Annotated in this window: 11 protein-coding genes and 1 riboswitch; of the genes, 8 read left to right on the forward strand and 3 right to left on the reverse strand. The window is 34.9% G+C overall.

The window, feature by feature from the left end; all coding sequences use genetic code 11:
* Nucleotides 1-23: 23 nt before the first annotated feature.
* Nucleotides 24-198, forward strand: a riboswitch (Lysine riboswitch).
* Nucleotides 199-272: 74 nt separating this feature from the next.
* The 3 genes from lysC to cysS all read left to right on the forward strand — a co-directional run bounded on the left by lysC (nucleotide 273) and on the right by cysS (nucleotide 3,836).
* Nucleotides 273-1,634: a lysine-sensitive aspartokinase 3 gene (gene lysC, locus B6D18_RS02830; protein WP_086363044.1), complete on the forward strand. Its 1,362-nt coding sequence runs from the start codon at nucleotides 273-275 to the stop codon at nucleotides 1,632-1,634.
* A gap of 341 nt (nucleotides 1,635-1,975) precedes the next feature.
* Nucleotides 1,976-2,218: a GlsB/YeaQ/YmgE family stress response membrane protein gene (locus tag B6D18_RS02835; protein WP_065578554.1), complete on the forward strand. Its 243-nt coding sequence runs from the start codon at nucleotides 1,976-1,978 to the stop codon at nucleotides 2,216-2,218.
* A gap of 226 nt (nucleotides 2,219-2,444) precedes the next feature.
* Nucleotides 2,445-3,836 carry a cysteine--tRNA ligase gene (gene cysS, locus B6D18_RS02840; RefSeq protein ID WP_086363045.1) on the forward strand — a complete coding sequence of 464 codons (1,392 nt, stop codon included), beginning with the start codon at nucleotides 2,445-2,447 and terminating at the stop codon, nucleotides 3,834-3,836.
* 56 nt (nucleotides 3,837-3,892) lie between these two features.
* Here the strand turns inward: cysS and trmJ are convergent, their stop codons facing one another.
* Nucleotides 3,893-4,630: a tRNA (cytosine(32)/uridine(32)-2'-O)-methyltransferase TrmJ gene (gene trmJ, locus B6D18_RS02845; RefSeq protein ID WP_086363046.1), complete on the reverse strand. Its 738-nt coding sequence runs from the start codon at nucleotides 4,628-4,630 to the stop codon at nucleotides 3,893-3,895.
* Between the two features lie 251 nt (nucleotides 4,631-4,881).
* Here trmJ and raiA point away from each other — a divergent pair, with 251 nt between their 5' ends.
* From raiA to B6D18_RS02870, 5 genes are all read left to right on the forward strand, one after another.
* On the forward strand, nucleotides 4,882-5,214 hold the full coding sequence (gene raiA, locus B6D18_RS02850; RefSeq protein ID WP_086363047.1) for a ribosome-associated translation inhibitor RaiA: 333 nt from the start codon (nucleotides 4,882-4,884) through the stop codon (nucleotides 5,212-5,214).
* Nucleotides 5,215-5,311: 97 nt separating this feature from the next.
* Nucleotides 5,312-6,463: a bifunctional chorismate mutase/prephenate dehydratase gene (gene pheA, locus B6D18_RS02855; RefSeq protein ID WP_086363048.1), complete on the forward strand. Its 1,152-nt coding sequence runs from the start codon at nucleotides 5,312-5,314 to the stop codon at nucleotides 6,461-6,463.
* A gap of 8 nt (nucleotides 6,464-6,471) precedes the next feature.
* The gene (gene mutY / locus B6D18_RS02860) at nucleotides 6,472-7,509 is read left to right on the forward strand and encodes an A/G-specific adenine glycosylase (protein ID WP_086363057.1); all 1,038 of its coding nucleotides are present in this window, start codon (nucleotides 6,472-6,474) and stop codon (nucleotides 7,507-7,509) included.
* A gap of 74 nt (nucleotides 7,510-7,583) precedes the next feature.
* On the forward strand, nucleotides 7,584-8,789 hold the full coding sequence (locus tag B6D18_RS02865; RefSeq protein ID WP_086363049.1) for an MFS transporter: 1,206 nt from the start codon (nucleotides 7,584-7,586) through the stop codon (nucleotides 8,787-8,789).
* Nucleotides 8,790-8,915: 126 nt separating this feature from the next.
* Nucleotides 8,916-9,956: an NADH:flavin oxidoreductase/NADH oxidase gene (locus B6D18_RS02870; protein WP_086363050.1), complete on the forward strand. Its 1,041-nt coding sequence runs from the start codon at nucleotides 8,916-8,918 to the stop codon at nucleotides 9,954-9,956.
* A 43-nt stretch (nucleotides 9,957-9,999) separates the two neighbouring features.
* Here B6D18_RS02870 and B6D18_RS02875 read toward each other — a convergent pair whose 3' ends face one another.
* Nucleotides 10,000-11,184: an FAD-dependent monooxygenase gene (locus tag B6D18_RS02875; protein WP_086363051.1), complete on the reverse strand. Its 1,185-nt coding sequence runs from the start codon at nucleotides 11,182-11,184 to the stop codon at nucleotides 10,000-10,002.
* An 11-nt stretch (nucleotides 11,185-11,195) separates the two neighbouring features.
* Entirely contained in the window at nucleotides 11,196-11,372 is a 177-nt protein-coding gene (gene tatA / locus B6D18_RS02880) for a Sec-independent protein translocase subunit TatA (RefSeq protein WP_086363052.1), read from the reverse strand.
* Nucleotides 11,373-11,800 lie beyond the last annotated feature (428 nt).

The following is an 11,800-nucleotide window of genomic DNA, read 5'->3' on the forward strand; positions in this document are numbered from 1 at the left end:
CTGATTTTGTAACCAATATTACAAAAAAAAGAAGAGGCGCATTACTCAGGTAGATCATTTTAGGAACTGGAGCCGTAAAGAGATGATTAAGGGGGTGTAATGCCGAGGTTCGATTGTTATTCCAGAAAGCAATTGAATCGGCTACAAGGGCTGAATCCCTTGGGTTGTCACCCTAACAGGTGGAGCGCTTCACGGTATGTGTTTTTTAAACGGTAGTAAGACATGCCCGCTCTATCTCTGTTAAAAATAAGAATTTTTAATATGAGGAATCCATGGAAACATCATTTATAATTGCTAAATTTGGTGGTACTAGCGTTGCAGATTATCCAGCAATGGTCAATAGTGCTAATATTGTTCTAGCTAATCCTAATGTCAAAGTCGTCGTATTATCTGCCTCAGCAGGTATAACCAATTTACTGGTAGCATTAGCTGAAGGCCGTGATGCCAATGTTAGAGCAAAACACATCGCCAAAATTCAATCGATTCAATATAATATTTTAGAAAATCTGCCTGAAAATCAAGCTTTACGCACTGAAATTGACCAAATTATTGCCAACATTGCTTCATTATCTGAAGCCGCAAGTTTAGCGACTTCACCAGCATTAACCGATGAATTAGTCAGCCATGGTGAAATAATGTCATCAAAACTATTTGTTGAGATATTAAAACATCAACAAAAAAATGCCATTTGGTTTGATGTCCGTAAAGTAATGCGAACCGATGATAAATTTGGTAAAGCGGTACCGAAAATTGATGAAATCAAACAACTCTGTTGTGCACATTTAAAATCCCTCAATCCAGAAACTATCGTGGTTACTCAAGGATTTATTGGCAGTGAAAGTTCAGGCAAAACCACAACCTTAGGTCGAGGTGGAAGCGATTATACCGCTGCTTTACTTGGCGAAGCATTAAATGCCACCCAAATTGATATCTGGACCGATGTTGCCGGTATTTATACCACCGATCCTCGAATTACCTCTGGTGCAAAACGTATTGATGAAATCTCGTTTGCCGAAGCCGCTGAAATGGCCACTTTTGGCGCTAAAGTTTTACACCCAGCAACACTAGTACCAGCTGTGCGTAGCAATATTCCGGTATTTGTTGGCTCAAGCAAAGCACCACAAGACGGAGGAACTATTGTCTATAATTCTCATAGTATTAAATCTTCATTACCTTCGTTCAGAGCATTAGCACTTCGTCGCCAACAAACATTATTGACTTTAACTAGTTTAAATATGCTACATGCACAAGGCTTTTTAGCGAATGTATTTACTATATTGGCTAAACACAATATCTCGGTTGATTTAGTGACAACATCTGAAGTCAGCATTGCATTAACCATTGATACCACAGGCACAAATACCAATGGTAACAGTTTATTAACTAAAGCGTTATTTGATGAGTTATCAACGGTTTGCCATGTTGAAGTTGAAGAAGATTTAGCGTTGATTGCTATAATTGGTAATAATCTGACCTCAACTAAAGGTATAGCAAAAGAAGTTTTCGGTGCTTTAGATGATTTTGTTATTCGTCTATGTTGTTATGGTGCTAGTACGCATAATCTGTGCTTACTAGCAAGAAGTAATGATGCAGAAGATGTGATCAAAGTTTTACACAAAACTATTTTTGAATAATGACTTAATGGGAGCGATTATATTATCGCTCCTAGCAAATAATGATATAAATCTTAACTTAAGCTGTACTAAAAATTTCTAGAATATTTGAAAAAATAATTGTAAACTACACTTAATATTTGTATGGAATGCTATTGGTAATGCTGTGACATACATCTATCGCTACACACAGATCTAAATATTAATCATTTTTCTTCATTCTTTGATAACAATTTTTTTAAAGCTGTAAATTTTACGTTTTATTAATTAGTTATATCTTACACAACGATTATTTTCATCTTCAATATGTTTTAAGCTATACAAAAAGTAACTTTTAACTTAATTAGACGAAGGAAACTATCATGGGTATTTTAAGCTGGATTATTCTAGGATTAATTGCTGGATGGATTGCTAAGTTTTTTATGCCATTAGGACAAGTTGGTGTGCTTAAAACCATTCTACTTGGTGTGGCAGGTGCATTAGTAGGTGGTTACATTAGTACATTTTTCGGTTGGGGTAGCGTAACTGGTTTTAACTTCCCAAGTTTATTTATTTCGGTTCTTGGCGCTATTTTATTGATTTATATTTATCGGTTAATAAAATAAAATTATTTAATAAAATGACGAGTAGATTTACTCGTCATTTTATATCAAATTCAATCAAATCTTCTTCTAACAATTTTAAGCTGCACTGATTAAACCATAAACAATTTTAATGCAATCACTATTTGTACTGCTTTTAATCTTTAAGATTAGCAAAAGTCATTCCGCCATACTCTGATTTTTGTTATATTAACGATTAATCACAATCTGATATGAGCAGTAATTTATAATGTTAAAAATCTTTAATACACTAACTCGAGAAAAAGAGATATTTCAGCCTATTACAGCTAATAAAGTTGGACTATATGTCTGTGGCGTTACCATTTATGATCTTTGCCATATTGGCCATGGTCGTACTTTTGTCGCATTTGATGTCGTTACTCGCTATTTACGTTTTTTAGGTTACGATCTGACTTACGTTCGTAATATTACCGATGTCGATGATAAAATCATTAAACGTGCGCTTGAAAATGGCGAAACCTGTGATGAATTAACGGATCGCATGTTAAAAGAGATGTATGCCGATTTTGACGCACTAAATATAAAACGACCTGATGTAGAGCCTCGTGCAACTCGTCATATGTCGCAAATTATTGAGCTTGTAGAAGAGTTAATCAAAAAAGAGCACGCTTATATCGCTGATAATGGTGATGTCATGTTTTCTGTCGACAGTGATCCTAACTACGGCATTTTATCTCGTCAAAATTTAGAACAGTTACAAGCAGGTGCTCGCGTTGATGTCGTTGATGTAAAACGCAATCCAATGGATTTTGTTCTTTGGAAAATGTCAAAACCTAACGAACCAAGTTGGGATTCTCCATGGGGTAAAGGCCGACCAGGTTGGCATATTGAATGCTCGGCTATGAATAGTCATCAGTTAGGCAATCATTTTGATATCCATGGTGGCGGATCTGACTTGATGTTCCCACATCATGAAAATGAAATCGCCCAATCAACCTGTGCCCATAATGGTCAATATGTAAATTACTGGATGCATTCAGGTATGGTGATGATTGACCAAGAAAAAATGTCTAAATCACTTAATAATTTTTTCACCATTCGTGATGTGTTAGAGCATTATGATGCAGAGACGGTGCGTTACTTTTTATTATCTGGTCATTATCGTAGCCAACTTAACTATAGTGAAGAAAATTTAAAGCAAGCTAGAACTGCTTTAGAAAGACTTTATACTGCTTTACGAGATACGGATGCTAATTATCCTCATAACACACCTGATAGTGATTATTATCGACAATTTTGCCAGGCAATGAATGATGATTTCAATACCCCAGAAGCATATTCAACCTTATTTGACTTAGCTCGAGAGATAAATAAAGCTAAAGCAGAAAATGATATGCAACTAGCCAATGAACTTGCTGCTGAGTTACGCTATTTATCTTCTGTACTTGGTTTACTTGAACAAGATCCTGTTAAATTTTTACAAGGTAGTAATCAAGATGATAGTGAAACACAGCTCATTGAAGCATTAATTAAACAACGTAATGATGCTCGTGTTAGTAAAAATTGGGCTTTAGCTGATGAGGCACGAGATAAACTCAATCAAATGAATATTATTTTAGAAGACAGTGCTAACGGCACAACTTGGCGTAAAAAAAGTTAATACAATAAACCTAAAATCCCCTAGATTTAATAAAAAATTACTAGGGGATAGATTAACTATTTTTTATCTATTGAGGTTAAAATTCCCCTTAATATATTCAGTTCTTGTTGTTCAATACGGGCACGAGTAAATAATCTTCGTAAACGCCCCATAATTTGTCCCGGATGATTAGGATTAATAAAACCTGTTTGTAATAAGGTTTGCTCTAAATGCTGATAAAATCGTTCAATATCTTCATCTTTAGGATATTGTGTGTCATTTATATTCTGATCAGCTAAGTGTGATAATGAGTCTTGAGCAGACAACATCGACATCCTGATTTCGTAACAAAGAACTTGTACTGACATGGCTAAATTTAAAGAGCTATAGTCAGAATTAGCGGGAATACCGACATGGAAGTGGCATTTTTGTAATTCATCGTTAGTTAACCCGACCCGTTCACGACCAAAAACTAAAGCCACTTGAGCATGATGAGAAGCTTCGGCAATTATTTTATCCCCACACTCTTTTGGTGTTAAATTTGGCCATTGTAGGCTTCGAGGCCGAGCACTAGTACCAATAACTAAAGAACAATCGGCAACAGCTTGTTCTAAAGAGGAAAATATTTGTGCCTGTTTGATAATATCACTGGCGCCAGCTGCTAGTGAAATAGACTGAGAGTCTGGCTTTATTATCGGATTAACCAAACAGAGATTAGTTAATCCCATGGTTTTCATTGCACGAGCTGCAGAACCCATATTACCAGTATGGGAAGTTTCAACTAAAACAATCTTAACATTATTTAAATAATTCACATATTCCTCATTAAATAACACAACTTATACTTCAAATTAACACAAATAAACTACAGTATATAATAAAAATTAGTTTAAAAGCAGTTTCACAAAGGTTAATCGTAACTAGAGATTCATTATTTTAGACAAAGTTCACAAAAAATTTAATCAAATTGAAATAACCTATTGACGAATTGCAAAAAATTTGTCAATGTAATCAATAGAATAATTATATTAGCTCAATTTGTAAGTAAACATAGTGGAGGTCAATTATGACTTTAAGTATTACCAGTAAACAAATGGATATTACCCCTGCAATTCGTAGCTATCTAGAAGATAAGTTTTCGAAATTAGATAAATGGAGAGCACTGTTAATTAACCCTCACTTTATTTTATCTAAAGAACCTGATGGATTTATTATTGATGCGACAATTGCAACCAAAGGTTCACCACTAGTTGCTTCCGCTAAACACTCAGATATGTATGCGGCAATTAATGATTTAGTTGCTAAACTTGAAAAACAGCTAAATAAAATCCAACATAAAGGTGAGTCTCGCCGTGCATTTGACAGCATTAAAAATGCAGTAGTTGAAGAAGAATATTAATTAATAATTCAAAAGTAATAAAAAGGCACTTTAATAGTGCCTTTATTTTTTAGCTTGCTATAATATTGTCCATCTATTTTTTATTATATTAATGAATATGACTACCAATCCTTTATTGCCTTTACGCGAAAAAATTAACCAACTCGATCAAAAATTAATTGAAATCCTTGCTGAAAGACGTCAAGTTTCAACCGAAGTTATTCAAACAAAAATAGCAGCTAACATACCTTTGCGTGATTTAGCTCGTGAACGCTCACTCATTAAGGCACTAATTGAACAAGGTAAACAATACAATCTTGATGATCTTTTAATTAAGCGCCTGTATCAAATTATTATTGAAGATTCAGTACTACTACAACAGAAACTTTTACAAGAAAAATTGAATCAAGGGGCTATTTCCTCAGCAAATATTGCCTTTTTAGGACCCAAAGGGTCATATTCACATTCAGCTGCCCGCCGTTATGCGAGTACTCACTTTGATCAGTTAACTGAATCAAGCTGCAGTACGTTTAAAGATGTGTTTGAAAAGATCGAATCAAAAGTTGTTGATTATGGAATTTTGCCGATAGAGAATTCTAGTTCCGGCTCTATCAATGAAGTTTATGATTTGTTACAAAAAACCAATTTACATATTATTGGTGAACTATCATTACCAATTGATCACTGCGTTTTAGCCATTCCTAGTGCTAAACTTGAGCAAATAGATACCATTTATAGCCACCCGCAACCTTTCCAACAATGCAGTAATTTCCTAGAAAATTATCCACATTGGAAAATCGTTTATTGTGATAGCACTTCATCAGCAATGGAAACGGTTGCTAAATTAAATCAACCTAATATTGCTGCTATGGGTAACAAAGACGGAGGTGAATTATACGGTTTACAGGTTCTTGAGCACAATTTTGCTAATCAAAAAGAAAATATTACCCGTTTTATTGTTTTAGCGCGCGATCCAATCGAAGTTTCCGAACAAATTCCAGCTAAAACCACGATCTTAATGAAAACTGGTCAACAAGCAGGTGCTCTAGTTGATGCCCTATCCGTTTTACGTAATCATAATATTGTTATGACAAAACTTGAATCACGACCTATCCATGGTACACCATGGGAAGAGATGTTTTATATTGATCTACAAGGTAATGTTCATGATTATGAAATGCAAATCGCGCTTAAAGAATTAGCTACAATCACTTTATATACCAAAGTACTTGGCTGTTATCCTAGTGATTCAATTACCGCTATTATGTAATGACTAGCATGACAAAAAGTTTTGCAAATGCCGTACTTGATTGGTATGAACAGTACGGCAGAAAATCACTACCATGGCAAATTGAAAAAAGCCCCTATCATGTTTGGTTATCCGAAGTCATGTTACAACAGACACAGGTAGCAACGGTTATTCCATACTTTAAGCGTTTTATTGCACAATTTCCTAAAATTACTGATTTAGCTAAAGCGCCAATTGACGACATATTACATCTTTGGACGGGGCTAGGTTATTATGCTAGGGCACGTAATTTATATAAAGCAGCACAGGTTATCGCTGAGAATTTTGATGGTAAATTTCCAACTAAATTTGAGGATGTGATTGCCTTGCCGGGAGTTGGGCGTTCAACCGCTGGTGCCATTTTATCTCTATCACAAAATCAACATTACCCCATACTTGATGGCAATGTAAAACGAGTTTTAACCCGATCTTTTGCAATAGAAGGTTGGCCTGGGAATAAAATTGTTGAGAATCAACTTTGGCAATTAAGTGAACAAGTGACACCTAAACATAACGTTGCAAAATTTAATCAAGCAATGATGGATATTGGCGCAATGGTCTGTACACGTTCGAAACCAAAATGCAATTTGTGCCCATTAAACTACTCATGCCTTGCTTATCAAAGTGACAGTTGGCAACAGTATCCAACCAAGAAACCTAAAAAAACTATACCTGAAAAAATGGCCTATTTTCTAATGCTTGAACATAATAAAGCTATTTGGCTGGAAAAAAGACCTCCGGCTGGAATTTGGGGCGGTTTATATTGCTTACCACAATTCTCAAGCGAGCAAACATTAACTGACTGGCTGGAAAAGCATGGTATTGAAACCAGCAAACCTAAACAGTTAATAGCCTTTCGTCATACGTTTAGCCATTTTCACTTAGATATTATCCCAATTTACTGTGAGATAAAAAATAACACTAAGTGTTTGGAAGATTCAAATGGTTATTGGTATAAACTTAACTCGGAGAATACCAAAATTGGTTTAGCTACGCCTGTTTATAATTTATTGAATCAATTAGCTTAAACACTACTATTTAACAGTATCTAATAAACTTTTGATATATAATTAGTCATTATTTATTTTCTTATCTTTTTACTATGAGTAGCAAACAAGCCCAAGGGCTATCTGCGCGGTTAGTTTTTTTAATGGCTTTTGCCATTGGCATTACAGTTGCCAGTAATTATTATGCACAACCGCTATTATATTCAATAACTGATGATTTACATATTGCAGTTAAACATGCAGGTTTAATCATTATGGCCGCTCAATTTAGTTATGCGGTCGGTTTACTATTTATTACCCCACTCGGAGATAAAATTGAACGTAAAAAGCTAATACTTACATTAATGATATTATCAATTTGTGGACTAATAATTAGTGCGATATCAAAGAATTTATGGATTTTGGTATTAGGTACTGCAATGACAGGCCTATTTTCGACTGTTGCCCAAGTACTCATTCCTTTTGCTGCAACGCTATCACGTCCCGAACATCGAGGTAAAATTGTCGGCACACTAATGAGCGGTATGTTGCTAGGTATTCTACTAGGTAGAACATTTGCGGGTTTTGTTTCATCGATAACCGATTGGCATTATGTTTATTGGATTGCCTCGTCAATTATGACCTTAGTCACTTTATTACTTTGGTTATCATTACCAACTTATAAAAACAGTGTCGACATTAACTATTTCCAACTGTTATTGTCAATTGGTTCATTGTACAAACAAGAAGCTGTTTTACGCATCAGGTCATTGTTAGCAATTATTTCCTTTGCTGTATTTTCATTATTATGGACACCGCTGGCCTTCTTATTAAGTGATGCTCCTTATCATTATTCTGATTTTATTATTGGTCTGTTCGGTTTGGCTGGCGCAGCAGGCGCATTAGGTTCACCCATCGTAGGCAAATTATCAGATCAAGGAAAAGGCTGGTTAGCCACTTCCATTGGTTTGACATTATTACTTGCTGCTTGGCTACCGCTTTCTATTGCCAAGTATTCTCTCGTGGCCCTAATTTTTGGTGTAATCTTATTAGATTTTGCGGTGCAAGTTACCCATGTATCCAATATGAATGCTATTTATCAAATTCGTCCAGAAGCACGTAGCCGTATGAATACTGGTTACATGGTCAGTTATTTTATCGGTGGTATGTTAGGCTCTATTGCTTCTACTTACTTGTATAGCAACTATGGTTGGATAGCGATAATTATTTCCGGAACCGTTTTAGGATTTTTGGGCATACTTTGTTGGATCTATTATCTTAGAACCGTTCACAATCCTAAACATAAGGCTAAATTAAACTAAAAATTTTGAGGAACGGGGTTTTTTAGCGATTATTTCATTTAAATTTCAGGTATCAAACACCATAAATTATTTATCTGCTAATATAAATAGTTAATATTTGAATCATTACCAAAACAGGAGTTACTTATGGCAAAAATATCTTATCTTAATACTCCATTTAAAGTAAAAAGTTTATCACTCAAAAATCGCATCGTTATGCCACCAATGTGTCAATATCAAGCAAAAGATGGGTTAGCTAATGATTGGCACTTTGTTCATTATGTTTCTAGGGCGATTGGTGGTGTCGGCTTAATTATTTTAGAAATGACCAATGTAGCGCCTAATGGGCGAATTACACCTAACTGTTTGGGATTATGGAATGATAAACAACGCGATCAGCTGAAACGTATCGTCGATGCTGTTCATGCACAAAATGGCAAAATTGCTATTCAAATTGCCCATGCTGGTCGTAAAGCTTTAGGTGAGTCTGATGTGGTTTCATGTTCAGCAACCCTATATGATGGCAATGTCGAAGCTAATCCGGAATGGCAATACCAAATGCCAAGAGAATTAACCAAAGATGAAATTATCGATATCATCGAAAAATTTAAACAATCAACCAAACGTGCCGTGGAAGCCGGTTTTGATGCCATTGAAATCCATGGCGCACATGGTTATTTAATCCATCAATTTAGTTCACCAAAAACGAATTTAAGAACCGATGAATATGGTCAGGACAAATTATTATTCGCTGAACAAGTTATTAAAGCTGCAAAATCAGTTATGCCAAAAGATATGCCACTAATTGTGCGCTTTTCGGCTAAAGAATACGGTGCTAACGGTTATAATATTGATTATGGCTGCCAAATTGCCAAACGATTAGCCCAAGCTGGTGCCGATGTTTTAGATGTTAGTGGTGGTGGAGATGGAAAACTAGATCCCAAACATACCCCTGATTTCCATGCTGGTTACCAAGTTTATCTAGCCCGAGCAATTAGACAGGTTACCGATTTACCGATTATCACTGTTGGTATGCTTGAAGATCCTTATGTTGCCGATTATGTGTTAAGCACTCGAGATGCTGATTTAGTTGGAATTGGTCGAGGTTTATTGAAAGATCCTTATTGGCCGTTACGAATTCCATCGTCACCATTTATACCAACTTCTTATCAAATATCTTTCAAATAATAGCAACTCATCCTGTGTTCACAAATACAGGATGAGTAATAGATTAAATTTGCATGGCGTATTTGATCAACTGTTTCTTTATTGGTGAAAAGTTGTCAATAGCATTCATACCAACCGTTCTAACCATCTTTTTAAAGGCATTATCGCCATTAAACATATCTTGGATCGTTCGCATAGCTGTTAGCATCACTAATGCATCTTTACGACGAGTAAATTGGAATGATTTTAAATTTTCCACTAAACCAATATCTTTTTGCTCATCAATAAGCTTTTTGATAGTCGCTACCAACAATGCAGAATCTTGAAAACCTAAATTAACGCCTTGTCCAGCTAATGGGTGAATAGTATGAGCAGCATCACCAATTAAAGCTAATCGGTGCTTAATAAATTTTTTAGCAAAGCGAGCTTTTAATGGAAAGACCATTCTTGGGTTAACTAAATGACATTGTCCTACTTTATCACCTGCTAATTTGAACAATTCGTGGCAAAAATCAGATTCTGTCAGCGACGTTAAAATTTCTGCTTGGGCAGGTTTAGTCGACCATACCAAACAACTTTTGTTAGCTTGCCAAAGCGGTAAAAATGCAACAATACCATTCGGGTAAAAAATCTGTCTGGCGCATGCTTGGTGAGGATATTGTGTTTCGACGGTAGTAATCACCGCATGATGAAGGTAATTACGCTCAAATACTGAAATTTTTTCATGTCTACGTAACCAAGAATGAGCACCATCAGCACCAATAATCAATTTGGCTTGTAACGTCGTATTATCTGCTAAGGTTAAAAACGCATAATCATCAGTATAATTATTATCTATAGCTACCTGATTGAAAATAACAATATTATTTGTTGCTAGCGCAAGTTGATACAAATGGTAAGCGATAAGATTGTTTTCAATAATATAGCCAAGGTTTTCATAACCGTAATCTTTAGCATGAGCTGAAAGGTGAGCTAAACCATTCTTTTCCCAAACACCTATTTCACTAAAAGCATGTACACGATTGCTAACACATAGATCATGCCAAATACCAATTTGAGAAAAATATCTCTGACTGGCACCATTTATCGCCGACGCTCTTATGCCTATTTCTTCGACGTTAAAATCTTGCCACTCATTAACTTTAGAATCAATTATAGCTACCTTCAAATCGTATCTGCTTAATGCACATGCAGTAGCCAAACCAACTAATCCACCACCAACAATGGCGACATCGAATTGCGTTTTCATATCAATATTTTTTATTGCTTATCAAGTTTATTATCATTTTTGGTTTCAATTTCATCATCATTCATTGCTTTTTTGAAACCTTTTAATGCAGAGCCAAGATCAGAACCCAAATTGCGTAATTTTTGGGTTCCAAAAATTAACACAACTACAGCTAAAAAGACCAAAAGGTGTGGGATGCTAAATGACATAATTAAAACCTCTTTTAAAGACATATCTCTATTTGGACTTTTTTACTGCGCAAATAGATTTTAAATAATGGAATTAATTATACTCTTTTTAAACAAGGATTTCATGACAAGTTAATTTTAAATAAAAAAAGACCTGCATAAAAATTATGCAGGCCAACATGAAATATAAGGAATATAAGGAAAGAAAACAATGAAAAATCCTTACGCTGCTTATTATCCATTTTTTTTCTCTTTAGTCAACGTTTTTATTTGGATTTCAGCAAAAAAATCCAAATTTACACGAAAAACAAATTTTGTTAATGAAATATTAACACATTAACAAAAAATGACAAAAATGTAATTTAAACATATTTATTCAATACTTAATCACTAAAAAAAAGCATTTTTTATCACATAAAAAGAAAAATAGACTCGCAGAAAAACAATGA

Source organism: Gilliamella sp. A7 (assembly GCF_002142015.1).
GTDB lineage: Bacteria > Pseudomonadota > Gammaproteobacteria > Enterobacterales > Orbaceae > Gilliamella > Gilliamella apis_A.

Coding starts and splice junctions, on each gene's coding strand:
- B6D18_RS02875 (WP_086363051.1), bottom strand. CDS start 11,184: ATGAAAACGCAATTCGATGTCGCCATTGTTGGTGGTGGATTAGTTGGT.
- mutY (WP_086363057.1), top strand. CDS start 6,472: ATGACAAAAAGTTTTGCAAATGCCGTACTTGATTGGTATGAACAGTAC.
- B6D18_RS02835 (WP_065578554.1), top strand. CDS start 1,976: ATGGGTATTTTAAGCTGGATTATTCTAGGATTAATTGCTGGATGGATT.
- raiA (WP_086363047.1), top strand. CDS start 4,882: ATGACTTTAAGTATTACCAGTAAACAAATGGATATTACCCCTGCAATT.
- pheA (WP_086363048.1), top strand. CDS start 5,312: ATGACTACCAATCCTTTATTGCCTTTACGCGAAAAAATTAACCAACTC.
- lysC (WP_086363044.1), top strand. CDS start 273: ATGGAAACATCATTTATAATTGCTAAATTTGGTGGTACTAGCGTTGCA.
- tatA (WP_086363052.1), bottom strand. CDS start 11,372: ATGTCATTTAGCATCCCACACCTTTTGGTCTTTTTAGCTGTAGTTGTG.
- B6D18_RS02865 (WP_086363049.1), top strand. CDS start 7,584: ATGAGTAGCAAACAAGCCCAAGGGCTATCTGCGCGGTTAGTTTTTTTA.
- cysS (WP_086363045.1), top strand. CDS start 2,445: ATGTTAAAAATCTTTAATACACTAACTCGAGAAAAAGAGATATTTCAG.
- B6D18_RS02870 (WP_086363050.1), top strand. CDS start 8,916: ATGGCAAAAATATCTTATCTTAATACTCCATTTAAAGTAAAAAGTTTA.